This window comes from Dysgonomonas sp. 37-18 (genome assembly GCF_001899125.1).
Classification (GTDB): Bacteria; Bacteroidota; Bacteroidia; order Bacteroidales; family Dysgonomonadaceae; genus Dysgonomonas.
The window spans coordinates 305,867-325,552 of sequence record NZ_MKVC01000023.1 but is presented as its reverse complement, the minus strand read 5'-3'; the positions used below and the strand labels follow the sequence as shown (position 1 = coordinate 325,552).

Annotated in this window: 16 protein-coding genes; 1 reads left to right on the top strand and 15 read right to left on the bottom strand. The window is 39.8% G+C overall.

The genetic code is table 11. The annotated features are described in order from the left end of the window. Window positions 1-44: 44 nt before the first annotated feature. The 9 genes from BGO84_RS09090 to BGO84_RS09050 all read right to left on the bottom strand — a co-directional run bounded on the left by BGO84_RS09090 (window position 45) and on the right by BGO84_RS09050 (window position 9,712). Window positions 45-2,033 (bottom strand): DUF4954 family protein, encoded by a 1,989-nt coding sequence (locus BGO84_RS09090; protein ID WP_291028876.1) that lies wholly within the window; start codon window positions 2,031-2,033, stop codon window positions 45-47. Between the two features lie 185 nt (window positions 2,034-2,218). Next, window positions 2,219-4,561, bottom strand: coding sequence for a hypothetical protein (locus BGO84_RS09085; protein WP_291028875.1), 2,343 nt, complete (start codon window positions 4,559-4,561; stop codon window positions 2,219-2,221). Between the two features lie 266 nt (window positions 4,562-4,827). After that, entirely contained in the window at window positions 4,828-5,064 is a 237-nt protein-coding gene (locus tag BGO84_RS09080) for an Arc family DNA-binding protein (protein WP_291028874.1), read from the bottom strand. Further along, a complete protein-coding gene (locus BGO84_RS09075; protein WP_291028873.1) occupies window positions 5,042-5,983 on the bottom strand; it encodes an SPFH domain-containing protein in 942 nt (313 codons plus the stop codon). Before BGO84_RS09075 ends, BGO84_RS09080 begins: the two co-directional genes overlap by 23 nt. 127 nt (window positions 5,984-6,110) lie before the next feature. Next, on the bottom strand, window positions 6,111-6,629 hold the full coding sequence (cobC, locus tag BGO84_RS09070; RefSeq protein ID WP_291028872.1) for an alpha-ribazole phosphatase: 519 nt from the start codon (window positions 6,627-6,629) through the stop codon (window positions 6,111-6,113). Between the two features lie 31 nt (window positions 6,630-6,660). Further along, window positions 6,661-7,416 carry an adenosylcobinamide-GDP ribazoletransferase gene (gene cobS, locus BGO84_RS09065; RefSeq protein ID WP_291028871.1) on the bottom strand — a complete coding sequence of 252 codons (756 nt, stop codon included), beginning with the start codon at window positions 7,414-7,416 and terminating at the stop codon, window positions 6,661-6,663. Between the two features lie 39 nt (window positions 7,417-7,455). Next, window positions 7,456-8,493: a nicotinate-nucleotide--dimethylbenzimidazole phosphoribosyltransferase gene (cobT, locus tag BGO84_RS09060; protein WP_291028870.1), complete on the bottom strand. Its 1,038-nt coding sequence runs from the start codon at window positions 8,491-8,493 to the stop codon at window positions 7,456-7,458. Window positions 8,494-8,635: 142 nt separating this feature from the next. Next, window positions 8,636-9,148 carry a bifunctional adenosylcobinamide kinase/adenosylcobinamide-phosphate guanylyltransferase gene (gene cobU, locus BGO84_RS09055; protein ID WP_291028869.1) on the bottom strand — a complete coding sequence of 171 codons (513 nt, stop codon included), beginning with the start codon at window positions 9,146-9,148 and terminating at the stop codon, window positions 8,636-8,638. After that, window positions 9,149-9,712, bottom strand: a complete 564-nt coding sequence (locus BGO84_RS09050; RefSeq protein WP_135104991.1) for a cob(I)yrinic acid a,c-diamide adenosyltransferase — start codon at window positions 9,710-9,712, stop codon at window positions 9,149-9,151. It lies immediately after the preceding gene. A gap of 338 nt (window positions 9,713-10,050) precedes the next feature. Between BGO84_RS09050 and BGO84_RS09045 the strand changes: the two genes are divergently transcribed. After that, the gene (locus BGO84_RS09045) at window positions 10,051-12,876 is read left to right on the top strand and encodes a glycoside hydrolase (protein ID WP_291028868.1); all 2,826 of its coding nucleotides are present in this window, start codon (window positions 10,051-10,053) and stop codon (window positions 12,874-12,876) included. Between the two features lie 82 nt (window positions 12,877-12,958). Here the strand turns inward: BGO84_RS09045 and uxuA are convergent, their stop codons facing one another. The 6 genes from uxuA to BGO84_RS09015 form a co-directional block, all read right to left on the bottom strand. Then, entirely contained in the window at window positions 12,959-14,134 is a 1,176-nt protein-coding gene (uxuA, locus tag BGO84_RS09040; protein WP_291028867.1) for a mannonate dehydratase, read from the bottom strand. A 30-nt stretch (window positions 14,135-14,164) separates the two neighbouring features. After that, a complete protein-coding gene (locus BGO84_RS09035; RefSeq protein WP_291028866.1) occupies window positions 14,165-14,980 on the bottom strand; it encodes an SDR family oxidoreductase in 816 nt (271 codons plus the stop codon). Next, window positions 14,977-16,041, bottom strand: a complete 1,065-nt coding sequence (locus BGO84_RS09030) for a substrate-binding domain-containing protein (RefSeq protein WP_291028865.1) — start codon at window positions 16,039-16,041, stop codon at window positions 14,977-14,979. Before BGO84_RS09030 ends, BGO84_RS09035 begins: the two co-directional genes overlap by 4 nt. A gap of 180 nt (window positions 16,042-16,221) precedes the next feature. Then, a complete protein-coding gene (cbiB, locus tag BGO84_RS09025) occupies window positions 16,222-17,166 on the bottom strand; it encodes an adenosylcobinamide-phosphate synthase CbiB (RefSeq protein ID WP_291028864.1) in 945 nt (314 codons plus the stop codon). Continuing rightward, window positions 17,157-18,161 (bottom strand): threonine-phosphate decarboxylase, encoded by a 1,005-nt coding sequence (locus BGO84_RS09020; protein ID WP_291028863.1) that lies wholly within the window; start codon window positions 18,159-18,161, stop codon window positions 17,157-17,159. Before BGO84_RS09020 ends, cbiB begins: the two co-directional genes overlap by 10 nt. Further along, a complete protein-coding gene (locus BGO84_RS09015) occupies window positions 18,158-19,672 on the bottom strand; it encodes a cobyric acid synthase (RefSeq protein ID WP_291028862.1) in 1,515 nt (504 codons plus the stop codon). Before BGO84_RS09015 ends, BGO84_RS09020 begins: the two co-directional genes overlap by 4 nt. Between the last annotated feature and the right edge of the window lie 14 nt (window positions 19,673-19,686).

Sequence of the window (19,686 nt, the reverse complement as noted above, 5' to 3'; positions counted from 1 at the left end):
TATTCGAATGAATAGCCTTTTTTAGTATGTATATATCAATTATTTTAACTAACTACCTTTTCCAATTTACTTATAGTCTCGTTGCCTAATTTGGTCTTCGATTCGATATGCTTCAACACAGTCTCCACAAAAGGATTTTCCTCAAAAATACCACGCACTTGTTCAAAGTCTATTTTTTGCTGATGCTTATCTCCATCCACACCAAAACCTGTATGAGAAGATAAAGAAAATTCCTTCTTAGCATCCTCGTAAATCATTCTATCCAGCTCTACAACAGCTTCTTTCCATTGACTAACAATATCAATAATATCCTGAGCGGTAACTGTATCCAACGACAGATTATAATATTGCTGTATCTTATCCCAAGCCCAAGTCCATTCCAGTGAGTAATAGTTTTTATGCAGTTGCTCAAAAATAGCATTCATCTCACTCACATGTTTTATATTATCCGATTCTATATCATCTATAAGCTTATCTATCTCAGAACGAGGAACAAGCATACCTCCCACATCACTCCATTCATTCAGTCCCACTTCGGTGTCAGGTTTCAAACATTCCCTGATCTCCTCATTACTAGTGTATGAACACTTCGATAAGCGTGAAATAATAGAGTTCCCAAGAAACTTGTTAATAGCCATATTGTACAATTTCAATCCTCTCTTCAGAGAAGTTCCTTTGATGCGGCAACTCTGATATGTGTATGATCCCGATGTTTCGCCACAGGTCTCTTTCAGCCCTTCCAATATTTCGACCGCCTTAAACATTTTCTGTATTGTATAGGGACTGAGAAGGTTGAAGTTTATCTGATCTAGTTTTTCAGGATCTTTTCGTCTATCTCTTTTCGGAAATTTCTGTGCATCACGGATCGTACCTACACTTCGCAAGTTAATACCGGGAACCAATACCGACTCATCTTTATCCTCTATCAGATAAGAGAACGGCATATTGGAGGTATCTGCATTATAATAGTGGCGTCCCATAATAAGAGAAAAAGCTCCGATGCGTGAAGGCCATAGGATATACGAATTACTAGTTGTTTTCCCTCCACGCTCTACAATGCCCTGATGGATAGGCCCGAGCTTGTACATGTGATTACTCTGGTTAGATCCAGAACCTGCATTCATAAAAGAAAACATTCCGGCAATCAAGAGCGTAGACTTGTGATGAGTCACCGTATAAGGCCCGGCAAATAAAGCACAGGCTTCACCATTCTCACCCTGACAATTGCTAAAGAATAAAGAATCGCTCGCCGAATAAGTATGCCCCAATTGGCATGATTGCCCTACAAAACAGCGGGTAAGCATCGTCCCGTCTTCAACTCGTGAACCCGAACAGACAATAAAGTCATTCGCCATTACGCTATACCCGATATGAACAGGGTCGTACTGATTACTGTTAATACTTCCGTTCTCAAGATGTCGTGCTCCTTCTATTGTGGCATAGTCTCCGATGTGTACATTTTTTATTGCTCCTGCATTTACTATCGTCACATTATCGCCTATGTATCCAATATCAGAGGTGCGTTCTTTGGCATAATCAGCGACCATACCCTGAAGTTTTTTTATCAATACAGGTCGATGGCGATAGAAAGAAAGAATATAGGCAAAATGAGCACTCAGTTTATCATAGATCATAACCTCACGCCCGCCCGTTTCGTTTAATACCGAAACCTCTATTCCATTTCCAAACGATGATTGTCCTTCTACATAGAGATGATGTATGTTTTGTATGCGCACATTACTGCCAATACTATAGTTAGCTATATAATTCTGTACATTTTCGATAAGCACATTGTCACCCAATTCGCAATTATGAAGGCAAGTATGTTTCAGACCTGAATGCTTTTTCAGCCCTCCGGGCAATGTGAATTCATCCTCAAAAACACCTAACTTAACTTTGCCCGAAAAATTGGTATGTTTAATATAGTCCGGTTTGAAATTTTTATGTACCGAAATGTTGTTCCAGTTATCGGCTAAGCAGCCCTGACTCTCGAGTCTTGTTATTTCTTCCGGGGTTAGATTTCTGTAATCCATATATTATATTTAGATTAAAGCTTGAGTAAAAAACGATTTGCATACATCTTACAATAATACACACCGTATTTTTATCAACTGAGACAAATTTAATAATAATGTCTTTCAGTACTATCGAAATTCTATCTTTTTAATAAGAAACCCCGATTATAAATTAAACTATAATCGGGGTTTCTTACTTTATATTAATTCGCATCCGCTACTTCAATATCTTCTATCGGTGTGGATAAGCCCTCTATCCGCCGCTGTAAGCTATATTTACTTATCAGATCGGCAATTTCAGGATCGAGAGGTGCACGATAAACTTTCGATGGGTCTAACTCGCAGGCACGCATCAAGTGATCGATTGCCTCATTATCCTTATTTGAACGAATCGACAGTATGGCTCTCAAATATTCAGTGTTTCCTGTTTCAGGCAAACCATCCAATACTTCTTTAGCCTTGGCATTATACCCCATACATATCAAGCACAATGCCGTATTGTAATCGGGATAATCGGACAAAATTTCTAAAGCCTTCCAATATTCTCTATCTTGCAGTAGCTTCAATCCTTTTTCGTAGTTGGGCCTTTCCTGAACATCCAATGCAGTTTCTTCGGTCATACCCGGACGACGCATATTAAACTCGAAAGTAGCTTTATTTAGTAACGGATAGATAGAATCTCGAATCACCTTATAGTCGTCCGCAAAATCTTTCTTTATCTTGGTTTCCGTCTCATCAGGATCTATAGCCCCTTCGAGAAGTGCAAGAATCTGCGTCTTATTCATTATATCATTTCGCTGCTGAATCTGGTTTGCCAATGTATTCCAGTCTTCTCCTCCAAACTCGACCTTAATAACATTGTTGGCATCATTCACTTCGCCCGACAGTGACTTAACAAAGTATTCTTTAATCGCATCGGCTCGTTTTTCGGTTAATTTATAGTTTTTGTCGTATGATCCATCCAGCGCCGTAGTTACTCTAAGAACAATACTGTCGACAACAAACTTACCATCTTCAGTAAATGCACGGTATGTATTTAACACATTATTTATTTGGGCTTTGTTATCCTTATAATTGATACCAAAAGCAGATTGCCCGGGCTGAAACTTCACATACGTAGTCAAACGATTGTATGCATCCCTATACAGTTTTGTTCTTTTATAGATCAGTGATGTATCTACCAACTGCGACAATGAGGATATAAAATACGAAATAGTATCGCCGGGTGCCATCATATAACGGCTTCTATCCACAGCATCTACACGCCCATTCATTGTCAAGCTAAGTTTTTTAAGTCCCACTGTTACGGGATGATCTTGCTTATACAGGTATACAAAATCACGACCCGTATCTATGATTGTATCCAAACGAACACCTTCTTCGTAAGGAAATGGTATCATTTCTTTTGCCACCTCTGCTTTACGCTCTTTCTTCATTTCATTTTCGGCAATAGCCTCAAAGAGATATCTGTTTTGAGCTATTTCGATAGAGTCACTTTCGGTAAGTACATTGTTTATTATATCATCCAACGAACGCCCCTCTTCGTACGCTTCACGAAACTTTGCCGGCATCTTCATATAGCTTACCTCAAAGTTCTTATCATCCAACACAAGAGCTTTTGCATTCTTATTGAACTTCTTCATGTATTGAGCAAACAAACCCACGGTATCTTTACCATTAGCCATATCGCGGATCACCTGCTCACGTGCCTTACGCACATATTCATTATAAAAGCGTTGACGATACCCTTTGAGCTTAGCTAGCTCGGCTGCGTCAAATTTACTTTTCTCTGTCTTCCATTTCTCATATTCCATCTGCTTACTCCACTCCCGGTAGTATTCTTCATAATACAAGTTCTGGCGATTTCTGATATCTTTATCTGTTCCGGCTCTATCGAAGAATACGTCGTCATATTTATCATTTCCTACAATAGACTTCATATAATTATCATATTCGGCATAATCCTGCTTTTGCTTGGCGAGAAATGCTTCACCTTTAAGCACCACCTCTTTGAGAGGTATAATAGAGTCGTTGTGGAACAGTTTAGGAGACAACGTCATCCTGAAATTTTCAGACAAAAGTTCTTTAGGCACTCTTACTAAAAAATCTACTTTTACTCGTCCATTGCGCTCAGGCGTAAAGCGAGACTTAGCCGTAACCACAACTTCTGATAGTTGTTGCACCTCGTTAAGACTGGTTGCTTTTTTACCTTCTCGGTCAACAGACTCTGTTATATTTTCAGCATTGGTAAATGTTACTTCTTCAGAAACAGTCCTTGTGCCTCTTACATCCAACCCCTTCTGAAATGGAAGTTCTATTGTTGCTCTTCTCAATTGCTGCATAAATAATGGCTTCACCATTGCTTCTTTGGGCTTATCTTTGGAGTAAGAAAAACCTCGTCCTACAACATCCTCTCCTCGCGAAGCTCTTATATCACGAACCGACTCGGATGATTTACATGAGAACATGATGAATGATATTATTATCAGAAAAGAAATAGAAAAACATGCTGTCTTGGCAACACGTGTAGTAATGTTTGTTTTCATAAGTTTGTTTTCGTATATCATTAAATAATAATGATCTGTATATTGTATAGTTTTTGTAAAAACAGTGCAAAGATAGACAATGTCTACCAATATCTAAACAAATAAAAACTAATTTTTCGGAATAAAACGAAAGCAGGTCGTCTTTTCTATCAGAATAAGAGACATTTAACTCTACAAACCTCTCCAGAACAGTATTCGCAAGACTTTCTTCAATATGTTAAAAAAAACAAAGAATGCCGAGTAATAAACATCCGGCATTCTCTTTCTTATTCATCATTATTGTCTATGCGTGTTTCTTTCTTCTTTTTTATTCGTCCTGCCTTTCGCAGTGCCTGATCAAGTATATATTGAATTTGTCCGTTAGTACTACGAAACTCATCGGCAGCCCATTTTTCTATTGCTTCCATCATCTCGGGATCGACTCGCAAGACGAAACTTTTAACTGCTGATTCCTTTTCTTTCTTAGCCACAATTAAATATTTATTGATGAAGCGTTCCCGCATTTACAATCGGCTGTGCTGCTTCGTCGGCACATAACACGACAAGCAGATTGCTAACCATTGCAGCCTTGCGTTCTTCATCCAATTCTACAATTCCTTCTTTCAAGAGTTTATCCAATGCCAGCTGAACCATACTGACGGCACCTTCCACTATCTTTTCACGAGCAGCAATAATCGCATCAGCTTGCTGACGACGGAGCATTACACTCGCAATCTCGGCTGCATATGCCAGATAATTGATGCGTGCTTCTATCACTTCGATACCCGCAATCGCCAAACGGCTATTCAGTTCCTCCTCGAGCTTCTCGCTGATTTCACCATTATCGGAGCGCAATGTTACATCACCGTCTTTGCTTTCATTATTGTCGTATGCATACATGCCGGCTACCTGACGCAATGCTGCATCGCTTTGTATCTTTACAAAGTTCTCGTAAGCCTGCATTCTGTTCGAAAATTGAATATAGTTATTCACTGCGCCGGCAGTAATTCCCGTGATAGAAGATGTGTCTATGTCAAACATCGCCTTATACGTATCTTTTACTTTCCAAACCAGCACAGAGCCGATCATAATAGGATTACCGACTTTATCGTTCACCTTTATAGGTGGTACATCGAGATTACGTGCTCTGAGTGTCACTTTCTTTTTATTATAAAAAGGATTTACCCAAAGAAAACCGTTATCGGTAATAGTCCCTTTATATTTACCAAAGAAAACCATGACTCTGGCCTCGTTAGGCTCTACAATCATAAATCCTAAAATGGCCAAGGAAGATAGGAAAATAAAAAATACAGCTATAAACACTAAAGGAATATAGCCTAGGCTAAAAGACCATATACTGGCAGCCAATACTACAATAATGATAAATAAGGCTAGGAAGCCTGAAATCTTAGTGCCTTTAAAATCTTTCTCGAGCGTTTCCATATTTATTATGATATTAAAATGATATCATAAAAATAGATATAATTTTGAATAACACAAAACAATTTAGCAAAAAAAAAGAGCCTTGTCATTAAACAAGACTCTGAAGGTATATATAGATAAATATTAATCAATTCGATTCAAATTCGAGTATCTCACCGTATTCTGCCAACTTATCGAAAGCTCCTTGCAAGTCTGTTTGTCCAAAATAAACTCTGAAACAATTGATAACTCCACCATGAGCAAAAACAACAACAGAAGAATAATCTTTCTTTACCAGTTCGTCGATGAAGGATGCAACACGTGCATACATCTGATCGAAAGATTCTCCATTGGGTGTGGGTGTCCTTATCCAGTCCTTGTCCCATTCTTCCATATCAATGCGATCCCATTCTTTCATCTCCCAATCACCAAAGTGCAATTCTTTCAGGCGGTCGTACAATTGAATATCGGTAAAACCACAATATTCAGCAAGACGCTTTGCTCTGCTTAGTGGGCTTGAAAAAACAGCATCAAACTGCAAGTCTTGCAATTTTTGCTTCACCACCTCAGCTTCGCTCTCAAAGGTCTCTTTTAGCGGTACATCCGTTTGTCCGTAACAAACTCCATTAACTCCCACGGCCGTGTGGCGTACTATATATATTTTCATATTTAAACTTACGTATAGATAATAATTCTCCCTAGCATAATTTCAGGATAATACTTATCCCGAGAAAGAAAGACAATTCGCATAATAGAAACATTGCACCGCAACAATCTCCGGTATACCCTTGTATCTTTCTTTTCATGAGTAAAATCAATCCAAGGAAAACAAAGATAGGAAATATTATAGCCGCCCAAAAGTGAATATTTAATAATAATACGAAAGGCAGCAAGCCAAACAAAGCCGAAATAAGAGCGGTGCGCAAAGACATTTTCTTATATACTGTTTTCGATTTACTCGTTTCCGCATTTCGGGCATAAGGAAGGAATAAGGTAATTTGTGAACTGATAAGCTTGCATAACGGATCGCCCACCAAGATTACAGTACAAGACAAATGCAGACCTAGATTTTCTAAAAAGAAATAAAAGAATAAGAAGTAAAATATCAAGCTGATTACTCCATAAGTACCGATATGCGAATCTTTCATTATCTCCAATATGCGTTCGCGGGTAGTACCTCCTCCAAAGCCATCGAAGAAATCGGCAAAACCGTCTTCATGCAATGCTCCTGTAATGAGCAGGCGGCTAAGAAGAGCCACAATTATGGCAATGGAATAAGGTAAGATCTGAGCAGCACCCCACAGCACTCCCGCCATAATACCGGCAGTAAGCCAGCCTACGACAGCCCAGTAGTTTATCACCTGCTTAAAATATTCGGCAGGGACATTAAATGCTTTTATACGCCAAAAGGGTAAGCGTGTAAAAAAGACAAGTGCTGCTGCTATTTGTTTCATCAGTTATAGAGGTTGCCTTCGGAAAGGCAAGTTGCAATTTTAAAAATACTTCGTTACTTGGATTTCTTTAAATGAATTCATCTCATTTATCATACGCACGGCCGAATCGACGATAGGATATGCGCAAATAGCACCTGTTCCCTCTCCCAACCTAAGTCCTAAACTAAGAATAGGTTTTGCATTCAGATACTCCAACACAAGCTTATGGCCTGCTTCATCTCCCTGATGTCCGAAGACAGCATAGTGCAGAACATTCTTATTCAACTTTGATGCCACCAACATACAGTTTGTCATAATAAAGCCATCGATAAGAATTATCATTTTCAGTTCGGCAGCCTTGAGCATAGCACCTACAGTCATCACCATTTCATAACCACCGAAATAGCGCATAATATCTTCGACAGAAGCATCGCCTTTGTAATTATCCATCGATTGCTTCAGCACCTTATACTTATGGTTGATAATATTGCCTGTATGATCACATCCTGCACCAATACACTGATCCAAAGGGATATCTGTGAGGTATGTCATCCATAGCGAAGATGAAGAGGTATTTGTAATCCCCATTTCACCAAAGCTAATCACGTTACAACCCTCATCAAAACAAGCTTGTACGCATTCTGCACCCGATTGTATGGCCTGTTCCATTTCCTCTTTTGTCATAGCTGCTTCATGCAGATAGTTGCGTGTGCTTTTTCGAATCTTCTTGTGGATAATCGGATCTTCGGGCTTAAAGTCGAAATTAACACCGGCATCAACAACCTTTAGATTGAATCCGTGCTGACGTGCCAAAAAGTTGATTCCTGCTCCTCCATTCCAAAAATTTGCTATCATCTGATAGGTTACCTCTTGCGGCGATGGGCTCACACCTTCTGCTGCAATACCGTGATCTCCTGCAAATACGATGTGACAAGGATTTGTCAACTTCGGATTCAAAGATTGTTGTATCCAACCGATTTGCATCGCCAACTCTTCGAGTTTACCCAAAGAACCTTTAGGCTTTGTGAGGTTATCAATTTTTTCTTGTAAGTAAGAGCGTACTTCGTCTTCCGGTTTTTCGATGTTAAATTGTTGCATTGTATATTTAGTTTCTTTTAGATTTTAATTTTACAGTCGCTTTTCGTTGCTATGCTGTTGGCTCAAAACATCTTGTTTTCAAAGATTCGTCGTATTCGATAGAATGTAATGTTATTAAAAACAATAACGACAACATTTATGATCATTTCACTTTCAGGGGAATACCCGAAACCATCAGATAGACCTCATCAGCGTTTTCGGCAAGATATTGATTGAGCCAGCCTTGCAAATCGGCAAATTTACGTTGCAAGTCGTTTTGAGACATTTCGCCCATGCCTATTTCGTTTGTAACAAAAATAAATACGGCATCTTGAGCAACAAGCTTTCTGAATTCAAATTTCAGAGTGGTAAGGGCAGCTTCAACATCCGAATTCAGATCGAAGAAGAAATTCGTAGCCCATAGCGTAACACAGTCTATAAGCACTACTTTATTGTCAAAGGAATGCTTACTCAAGAATTTCTCTTCTTCTACGTTTATCCAATTATCTGCCCGCTCGGCTTTATGTCTTTCTATCCGCTGGCGATGTTCGTCATCCCATATTCGCGAAGTTGCCAGATATACAGGATTGGGAGACAAAGACAATGCTAACTTTTGTGCATAGCTGCTTTTACCTGAACGTTGCCCTCCTGTTATAAGGGTTATTTGCTTAGCCATTTATTTTCTCTTATACAAAAAATCTTTCCAGCGTTCTTCTACATCACCTGCTTTATACATTTCGTAACGAGCCATTGTGAAGAACAAATCGGACAAACGATTAATAAATCGCATAACAGCTGCGGGAACTTCATCCTGCTTGTTTAGAGTCCACAAGCGACGTTCGGCACGACGAGCCACAGCACGAGCCAATTGCAAGTTTGCTGAAACAACTGTCCCTCCGGGCAAAACGAATGTTTCGCTAGGTCCCATTTCATCTGTCATTTTATCCATACATTCCTCGCAAAATTTATCCAGATTTTCATCCAGAACATTTTGGTTTGTAGCTCTTATATCCGATGGTGTAGCCACCTGAGACATCACGACCATTATTTCTGTTTGTATCTTAAACAGAATAGGCTGCCACTCATGATCTGAAGATAAGTGAGCCCGAACAACACCTATTACAGAGTTCAGTTCATCGATTGTACCATTGGCTTCAATTCGTGGATGATCTTTACTCACACGTTTTCCTCCAAAGATTCCGGTTTTACCTTTATCTCCTCCTCGGGTATATATTTTCATTTTTTATGGTATGTATTATATATTAAAGAATTTCCTTCTGTCATTCTGAAAGATATTAAAGAAGTCAACACGACAAGATTAACTCCCATATAAAGTCTAGCAAAGATACAACAAGTAGAGATGAATCTATCCCATTTTTTAGGCTTTTTCATATAATTTATCTAATAGGATGAGTAGGCAAAAGAATGGAAAGGGTGGAGAAAAGTAACAGCAATAAAATAGGAAAAGAGCTGTTACCTTTGTTACTTTTTAACAATTAATTCCTGTTTAACAATACATTCTCTATCTCACTTTTTAGTTTATCTTTGTCTGTAATTTAATTCGTTAACGTCAACCTTATGCGATTAAACATTTGCATCGTTTCAATTTTTATCTGTCTCTTACTGGCAACCTCATGTACCGAAAAGAAGGTAGTATTCAACCAACGGGAATTTATCTCTCTTTCGGGAAAATGGCACTGCGACCTTGGCGAAATAAATCTGCCCGGAACTGTAGATGAAGGTCGTCTCGCACCCCGCAATAGCGATACCCTGAGCACAGGGCAGCTTACCCGATTGAATCCTTATGTAGGAAAGATGAAATATACCAAAGAGATTGAAATACCGGCAGGATCAGACCAGAAAGAATGGCGACTGATCATGGAGCGAACAAAACCCTCTACGGTGTGGATAGACAAAGACAGCATAGGAACAAGCTCGCTGATATTATCACCTCAGATATATAATCTCGGAAAATTAGCCGCAGGAAAGCACACTGTGACTATCGTAATAGACAACAGCCCCACTTCTGTACCGCAAGGAATACATGGCTCGCATGCATGGACCGATGCGACGCAAACAAACTGGAATGGCATAATCGGAAAATTCGGGCTCGAAGCCAATTATGGCATTCTCATTAGCGACCTTCAGGTTTATCCAAATGTTTCTTCTAAGACGATACCAGTTGTAGCACAAATCAAATCGTCAGTAAGTGGAAAAGCTAAAATATTAGTTCAGGGATATCTATGGAATACTACACAAAATACGGCTATACCCGATCAAGTTATCAGTATAGACCTGAAAGAGGGTTTGGAAACATATAAATTTGATATCAACGTGGGCAACAAACACGTTTTGTGGAGTGAGTTTGATCCTGCCCTATACAAGGTTAATTTCGAAATAGAAAGTCAGAATATAAAAGACAGCTATACTATCGACTTTGGCATCAGAGACTTTTCGGCAAAAGGGACACAGTTTGAAATCAATTCTCTAAAAACATTTCTACGAGGCAAACACGATGCCTGCTTATTTCCTCTCACCGGCTACCCGCCGATGAATAAAGAAGAATGGAAAAGACAAATGCGTATCGCCAAAGAATATGGGATAAACCATTACAGATTTCACTCGTGGACACCTCCGCAAGCGGCTTTTGATGCGGCAAACGAAGAAGGAATATATATGCAGGCAGAACTACCATACTGGGGAGCAATGGACACGACAAACACCGAGCTCAACAAATTCTTGATTAACGAAGGTGAGCATATCCTTGCCACTTATGGAAACAATCCTTCGTTCGTTATGATGGCTTTGGGCAATGAGCTTGGAGGCGATGTAGAACTCATGCGTAACATTGTAACAAAGTTCCGCACTTCCGACCAACGTCATCTTTATGCCTTTGGTGCAAATAATATGCTGGGTACTGCCGGACAACAACAAGGTGAAGATTTCTTTGTCACATGCCGTGTTGGCGGACAGGTAGGTTCCGACGATTACTCAACTCATACACGTGCGACCTTCTCTTTTGCCGATGCCAAAGACGGAGGGTATATGAACGCTACATACCCTTCTACTGCCATCACTTTCTCAAAAGCTGTAGAAAACTGTACTGTACCGATTATAAGCCACGAGAACGGTCAATTTCAAGTATATCCGGATTATAACGAGATAAAAAAATATACCGGAGTACTATATCCTTACAATATGGAAATATTCCGCAAACGACTTCAGGAAAATGGGCTTCAAGATCAGGCTGATGCCTTCCATAAGGCTACGGCACGCTTTGCTGCCCTCTGCTACAAAGCCGATATAGAAATGTGCCTTCGCACACCGGGGTTTGGAGGTTTCCAACTGCTCGACTTGCAGGATTATCCGGGGCAAGGAAGTGCCTATGTAGGTATACTGGATGCTTTTATGGATAATAAGGGCGGAATGGCGGCAGAAGAATTCGACGGTTTTTGTGACGAAATAGTTCCACTTTCCATCATGTCTAAATACTGCTGGAGCAATAGCGAGATATTTACAGCGGAGATAAAACTAAGCAACTATTCGAAGGAAGCTCTCTCGAAAAAGAATTTGTCATGGACGCTAAGCAAAGCGCATAGCAATGTAAATGTTGCCAGAGGAGAATTTCCTATCAATATCTCTCAAGGTCATTTAGGCGAAGTAGGAAAAATAAAAGTACCTCTTCAAGATATAAATACGGCAACTCAACTCGTATTGACATTACAAACAGGCCCTCATGTAAATAAATACGATATATGGGTATATCCCGACAAGCAAGTATCTGTAAAATCGGATATAAAAGAAACTTCGAGCCTGAAACAAGCTTTAGACTTGCTACGACAGGGAAATAAAGTATTATATATTCCCGATCACAAAGAAGTAGAAAAGCTTTCTGTTGGTGGATTATTTACTCCCGACTATTGGAATTACGCCATGTTCAAGAATATTTCGGAATGGTTGAAAAGGGATGTCTCTCCGGGAACACTCTCTATATTGACAAATCCTTCACACCCGCTATTCAAGGAGTTTCCGACCGAAACACATAGCAACTGGCAATGGTGGATTATATCAAAAAACTCAAGACCTTTTATTCTCGACAGAACCCCTAAGGACTACAAACCGTTGGTACAGGTAATTGACAATATCGAGCGTAACCACAAACTTGGATTGATATTCGAAATGCAGGTTGGTAAAGGGAAATTACTTGTTTGTATGTGCGATCTGAAAGCTATTAGCAACAAACCCGAAGGAAAACAGTTTGGGCAGGCTATAATCGATTATATGAGTTCTGCCGACTTTGCTCCTACAAATGGATACACAGCAGAAGATATAAAAAGCCTATTTAGCACTTCTATAAAAGAGAAGAAGATTGTAGGAGTAAAGAATATTACTACCTATAAATAGATAGGACTTGTCATTCTGAATGAAATCAAGTATCTCATATCCGATAGAGAACGTTCGTTACATTCAGAATGACAAACTATAATTATTGCTGATATAGCGTCTTAGCTATCCCCAATTCCAAGCCTCGAAGTTCAGCCAAGCCTCTGAGGCGACCAATACAAGAATACCCCGGATTGGTTTTCTTGTTCAGATCGTCAATCATCTGATGCCCGTGATCGGGACGGAAAGGAATAGATATATTACGTTGCTGTTGTATTTCCAAGAATCCTTTCATAACGCCATACATGTCCACATCGCCTTCAAGATGATTTGCCTCATAAAAATTGCCCTCCGCATCACGCTGAGTAGAACGTAAATGAACGAAGTTGACTCTGTCACCTAGGCGTTTGATCATATTAGGCAAGTCGTTATCGGCACGCACACCGAATGAACCCGTGCAAAAGCATAATCCGTTAGACTTGTTAGGCACAGCTTCAACCAATTTATTAAAGTCTGATTCCGTGCTCAGAATGCGAGGTAATCCTAAAATCGGATAAGGCGGATCATCGGGATGGATAGCCAGCTTCACACCTGCCTCATCGGCAACGGACGCAATCTCTTTTACAAACTCTATAAGGTTTTTTCTTAGAGTTTCTGCATCTATACCTTTATAGCGGTCGAGCTGTGCTTGAAACTCTTCAAGGGTAAAGCTTTCTTCTGCACCCGGTAGTCCGGCAATCATATTACGGACTAACAGGTCTTTATCCTCCTGCGTCATTTCTTCGAAGCGTTTCTTCGCTTTAGCAATATCTTCCGATGAATATTCTTGCTCTGCACCGGGACGTTTGAGTATGAACAATTCGAATGCCATAAAAGCCGCACGCTCGAAGCGTAACGCCTTCGACCCATCAGGCATTGTATAAGCCAAGTCCGTACGTGTCCAATCCAATACAGGCATAAAATTGTATGTCACAGTCGTAATGCCGCATTTGGCTAGATTACGAATACTTTCTTTATAGTTATCAATGTACTTTCGGTAGTCCCCTTCTCGCGTTTTTATATGTTCATGCACAGGGATGCTTTCCACGACAGACCACTTGAGGCCAGTACTTTCAATTATATCTTTGCGCTTTTGAATTTCTTCCACTGTCCATACTTCACCATTCTTGATATGATGCAGTGCAGTCACAATACCTGTTGCCCCTGCTTGCTTTATATCCGACAATGATACCGGGTCATTTGGCCCGTACCATCTCCATGTTTGTTCGCTAAGTATCATATATTATTTTTTTATTATATTCAGGATGTGTCAAATAGTAAATGAATCAAACCCTCCGTCTACAACAAGAATAGAACCATTTACAAAACCCGATGCATCGCTTACCAAATAATGAATAGAGCCTAACAGTTCATCTGATTCTCCAAATCGACGAAATGGCGTATGTGCTACAATTGATTTCGCTCGATCGGTATACGAACCATCAGGATTAAGCAATAGCGAACGGTTTTGCTCGGTAATGAAGAAGCCCGGAGCAATAGCATTCACCCGAAAATTATCCCCAAATTTGAGAGACAACTCTCCTGCCATATACTTTGTAAAGTTGGCTACAGCAGCTTTTGCCACACCATAGCCCATTACGCGAGTTAACGGGCGAAACGAAGACTCGGAAGCAATATTGATTATATTCCCTTTGCCATTGTCTACCATTGCCTTTGCAAAAACCAAAGTAGGTAATACCGAACCAAAGAGATTGAGATCTATTACATCCCGAAATGCACTAACATCGATATCAAAGATCGTTTTATCAGGTGGAATAGTAGCACCAGGCATATTCCCTCCGGCCGCATTTATCAGCACATCTATTTTGCCATACTTGCGGACTATCGCTTCTCTATTTTCTTCAAGGTTGGCTTTGTTCAGGACATCCGAAACAAAAAAGATCGCCTCATTGCCCGCTAGTCTTATTTTCTCAGCAAGGGCTTCACCCTTTTCTTTAGAGCGCCCGAGAATAACAACTTTAGCACCCTGCTCTGCTAAGTATTCTGCCATCTGTGCACCTAATATGCCATAGCCTCCTGTAATGGCTACAACTTTATCTTGAATATCGAATATGTTTTTTTTCATAGTTTATAATTACTGTAATAGTCAACGTTTTCTTTTATGAGTATATCTATCGGCATATAGTTTACTTTTTCGGGAACTTGCTTGAATAAAAAATAGTTTCCCATTGCTTTCAGAGCATCATATCCTTGCAGCTCGGGACGCTGCGAAAGGATGAAAGATATACGTCCATCTCTCAGTCCTTTTATGTTTCGTTCTATGGCGTCATGTCCGACTAACCTAATCTTATTTTGCTGATTGGCATCAAGCTTTTCCAAGAGGGTAACCAGTTCATATATTCGTGAATTAAGAACGATCCCTCCAACTAAACCCTGACTATTATTGATAATATCTTTCACCTCAAGAAGAGTCTTAGTATAATCATCGGGATTGATTTCAATATGATGGATATTCCCACTAAAGTTGTTATTCTCGATATATTCCATAAATCCGTTTTCACGGGTTTTCATTTGTACAGATATCTCCTTATATCTGAAACGTATATGGGCTATTATGATATCAGCTGCCGTTCCTGCCTCGTTCAATAAAAGCTTAGCAGCAATAACACCTGTACCGAATGAGTCACCACCAAAGTAAGATAGGTCTTTTTGTCCTGATATACCCGAATCTATATAAATGTATGGCATGCCTTTAGCGTCCAGTTCTTTTGACAACTTGATAACATAATCACCAAACAGAGTAGCAATTAACACGCCGTCAAACTCCTTTTCTTTAAATGAATTAACAGCATTGATAAAGGAAAAGCGATCATATTGATTGAAAAGAAAGTACTCTGTACTTATATTGAATTTCTTTAATTCATCTGTAGCTTTATCGATGCCTTCACAGACCAGCTGCCAATAATCGCCGGAAGAATAAGTGGGCGCAAGAATAGCAAACTTATAACTCTTCTTTGATGCCAGAAAACGGGCGACCATATTCGGCTCGTAGTTTATTTCTTTCAGAACCTTTTCAACTTTGGCTCTTTTCTCTTCTGATACTCTTCCCCTATTGTGCAGTACCCTGTCGACCGTACCGGTGGAAACACCAGCCATGCGGGCTATATCTATAATTCGTATATTCATATTTCAATAGAAACTGTATGTCTGTATACATATTACTTGATTGCAAAATTAATCTTTTAAGATTAGCAAACAATATGTGTGCGCACACATATTTAAAGAATAAAATATAAATAATTGATTACGAGCCGATAAATAATATCGTTATGCTAAACAACATATTTTGGATGAAAGGGCAATTATTTAAAAGTACGACAGCAAAAACAGATCGACACACACCGCAAATACCATTAATATTTCCGTACGGATATTGACCCGAACAGCAATTTTAAGGTCTTTGTAAGTCAGTTCTTTATCATTATATCCGATATAAGGCTTTTCGACCCGTTGTCCGAAATAGACATTCGATCCACCAAAGCGACAATTAAGAATACCGGCTAAAGCAGCCTCGGGATAGCCGGAATTAGGGCTTGCATGCTGAGAGCCAAACTTTCGGACAAAAGATAGTAATGAGATTTTTCCACTTACGACTACCATCAATAAAGATGTCAAACGTGCAGGAATATAATTTGCAACATCATCTATCCGTGCAGCCCAACATCCAAATTGCTTATACCGATCGCTCTTATATCCAATCATAGAGTCTAGCGTATTGACCATCTTATAGGCAAACATCCCGGGTACACCCAGAAGTATAAACCAGAATAATGGAGCGATAACTCCGTCACTAAGATTTTCGGATAATGTTTCTAACGCAGCCGTCCGTATCTGTTGTGGCGATAAAGCAGAAGTATCACGTCCGACGATACGGGCAACCTGTTTTCGTCCTTCTTCAACCGAAGAGTCGACAGCCACAAAAACATTTCTGACCTCATCGATCAAAGTCTTACCTGCAAGGCAAAAGAAAACCACGACAGAGGAAAAAAGTATAGATAAATATGGACTCAGGTAATCCAATCCTTTAATAATAAAGAAAATAATAAGGAAGCTCGATAAAATCAGAATAATAGAGAATAAAGCTCCTTTCATCATTCGTTTATTTCCTTTGTTGAGTCGCTTTTCGCCCCATCCTATAATATTACCCATAGCCACCACTGGATGCGGTAACCAGCGGGGGTCGCCAAACAATTTGTCGGCAGTCCAGCCTATCAACAAAGGCAAAAGAGTATACAAGAGTTTTATATCCATTCTTTGATTGCTTTTACAAACGCATTGTTTTCTTCGGGCGACTGTGTTGCAACACGGAAATAATGTTCATTCAAGCCATAAAAATTAGAAGCATCACGGATTAGTATGCCATGTTTTTGAATCAAATATTCTTTTAGTTCCGAAGCTTTTCTATCAGTCAATCGACATAAGAAAAAATGTGTATCGGTATCATACACCTCTAGTGTTTCTATCTGTGATAATGCCTTATGGAAGCGTTTTGCTTCTGCAATATATTCTTCAATCTTTATTATATCAGCACCATTATCCAATAGGAATTTACCCGCCTCTATCGCCAATCCGTTCACAGACCAAGGCATACAATATTTAGAAATCAATGCCAATGTTTCTGAACAGGCTGTTATATATCCTAACCGAAGTCCGGGAATAGCATAACGCTTTGTCATAGAATGCAACAATATCACATTCTTGTATTGCATTGCTTCCGATACAGAAAACAGCGATTTGGTTGTAAAATATTCATAAGACTGATCTATAACAATATATTTCTCAGGATGAGATATGATATATTCTTTCAACCTCTCTTTATCTGTAACCGTTCCTGTAGGATTGTTGGGATTACAAAGCCAAACGATATCTGTTTGCTCCGGGACATCATCTATAGATTTTACCATACTGACAATATGGTCATTTACCAAACAGGCATCTCCGTATTCGCTAAAGGTAGGGCGAATAACAGCAGAGTGTTTTCCTCTAAAAGCCTGAGCTATCATATAAATGGCTTCGGTAGCACCATTTGTTATGCAGATATTATTTGTAGCTACTTGGTTTTGATCTGCTATCAGTCTTGAAAGAGATATTGCATCCGGCTCGGGATACGAGTGTATCGACGCTATACGAGAACACAAATAGTCATCCAATACAGACAAATCTTGCCGGGTATATATATTAGAACTGAAATTACTTACGATTTTCTTACCGTAGTTATATATATCGTCTCCGTGCCCGTTGATCATGATAAACCGTTGTTATCTGTCATTATTTTATAAACCAAATCCATATCCACATGCTTACGAACATGGTCTGCCAACTTATTATATTGTTCTTCTTTGAACGCCTTGATGTCGAAAGGCGTATCGGATAGTTTATCGGCATAAGGAGATAAAAGATAATCTATAACTACCCCATTGTCCAAAATACCATGTATATATGTGCCAAAACATTTCTCACTTACAAAATACCCGTCTCCCCTACCATCTTCCAGTCTATTTAAAAAAGCTTTCTTTGCATTCTCTACCGGAGTCGTTGCTCCCATATGGATTTCGTAACCTTCACATACTGATTGGGTATTCAAGAAAGAGAACTTCACCTGACGGGTTACTTTTTCGCCTTCCATCTGTGTTGTTATAGGCAGTAGACCTAGTCCGGGTAAGCGTTCTATATTACTTTCTACGTGATTGGGATCGCAAACCTCCTGTCCCATTATCTGATAGCCACCACAGATACCGACTACTGTCGCTCCGTTTTTATGGGCTTTTACAATACTTTGGGCTACACCGTTGCGACGGATCTCGTATAAGTCGGAAAGAGTGCTCTTACTGCCGGGTATGAGTACGATATCTGCCTTTTCTATTTCATCTGTATTATTGGTATAATAAAGATGTACACGCGGGTCGCGCTCCAATACATTAAAGTCGGTAAAGTTAGATAAGTGCCTTAACAATACGACTGCAACATTCACCTTCCCATGTGTGGCCTGAAGATTCTTTGTTTGCAGCATCACAGAGTCTTCCTCTTCTATATAAATATCCTTATAGTATGGCACAACACCGATTACCGGTATTTGGCAAAGGTCTTCTATCATTTTAACGCCCGATTCGAACAAGCGGATATCTCCCCTGAACTTATTGATAAGAATGCCTTTTACATGCTTTCTTTCTTCTTCGGTAAGCAACATGATAGAGCCATAAACAGAAGCGAAAACACCACCCCGATCTATATCCGCCACCAATATTACATCGGCTTTGGCATGTATAGCCATCGGCATATTTACCAAATCGACAGCTCGCAGATTTATCTCCGAAATACTGCCTGCACCTTCCATCACCACAGGATTGTATCGCTGTGCCAAACGGTCGAATGCATCATTTACCTCTTTGCGAAGTTGCTCTCTGCCTTCTACTCTAAAGTACTCATAAGCGTGTTGATTACCTACCGGCTTTCCATTAAGCACAACTTGACAAACCTTGTCAGTAGTCGGCTTCAACAGCAAAGGATTCATATCCGTATGGCAAGGTACGCCCGCAGCTTCGGCCTGTACAGCTTGTGCACGTCCTATCTCCAGCCCTTCGGGTGTAGCATAGGAATTCAACGCCATATTTTGCGCTTTGAAAGGTGCAGGACGATAACCATCCTGTAGAAAGATACGGCAAAACGCCGCAGTGATTATACTTTTACCCACATCGCTGCCCGTCCCTGCAAACATGACAGGGTGAAGCTGCTTTGAGGCTTTTTGAGAATGAGACATGAAAAATGAACTAT

Bases quoted from the DNA above. Each gene is read 5' to 3' on its own strand.
- BGO84_RS09015 (WP_291028862.1), bottom strand. From the start codon at position 19,672: ATGTCTCATTCTCAAAAAGCCTCAAAGCAGCTTCACCCTGTCATGTTT.
- uxuA (WP_291028867.1), bottom strand. From the start codon at position 14,134: ATGATACTTAGCGAACAAACATGGAGATGGTACGGGCCAAATGACCCG.
- BGO84_RS09035 (WP_291028866.1), bottom strand. From the start codon at position 14,980: ATGAAAAAAAACATATTCGATATTCAAGATAAAGTTGTAGCCATTACA.
- cobC (WP_291028872.1), bottom strand. From the start codon at position 6,629: ATGAAAATATATATAGTACGCCACACGGCCGTGGGAGTTAATGGAGTT.
- cbiB (WP_291028864.1), bottom strand. From the start codon at position 17,166: ATGGATATAAAACTCTTGTATACTCTTTTGCCTTTGTTGATAGGCTGG.
- BGO84_RS09085 (WP_291028875.1), bottom strand. From the start codon at position 4,561: ATGAAAACAAACATTACTACACGTGTTGCCAAGACAGCATGTTTTTCT.
- BGO84_RS09090 (WP_291028876.1), bottom strand. From the start codon at position 2,033: ATGGATTACAGAAATCTAACCCCGGAAGAAATAACAAGACTCGAGAGT.
- BGO84_RS09075 (WP_291028873.1), bottom strand. From the start codon at position 5,983: ATGGAAACGCTCGAGAAAGATTTTAAAGGCACTAAGATTTCAGGCTTC.
- cobS (WP_291028871.1), bottom strand. From the start codon at position 7,416: ATGAAACAAATAGCAGCAGCACTTGTCTTTTTTACACGCTTACCCTTT.
- BGO84_RS09020 (WP_291028863.1), bottom strand. From the start codon at position 18,161: ATGATCAACGGGCACGGAGACGATATATATAACTACGGTAAGAAAATC.
- BGO84_RS09050 (WP_135104991.1), bottom strand. From the start codon at position 9,712: ATGAAAATATATACCCGAGGAGGAGATAAAGGTAAAACCGGAATCTTT.
- BGO84_RS09030 (WP_291028865.1), bottom strand. From the start codon at position 16,041: ATGAATATACGAATTATAGATATAGCCCGCATGGCTGGTGTTTCCACC.
- cobU (WP_291028869.1), bottom strand. From the start codon at position 9,148: ATGGCTAAGCAAATAACCCTTATAACAGGAGGGCAACGTTCAGGTAAA.
- BGO84_RS09080 (WP_291028874.1), bottom strand. From the start codon at position 5,064: ATGCGGGAACGCTTCATCAATAAATATTTAATTGTGGCTAAGAAAGAA.
- BGO84_RS09045 (WP_291028868.1), top strand. From the start codon at position 10,051: ATGCGATTAAACATTTGCATCGTTTCAATTTTTATCTGTCTCTTACTG.
- cobT (WP_291028870.1), bottom strand. From the start codon at position 8,493: ATGCAACAATTTAACATCGAAAAACCGGAAGACGAAGTACGCTCTTAC.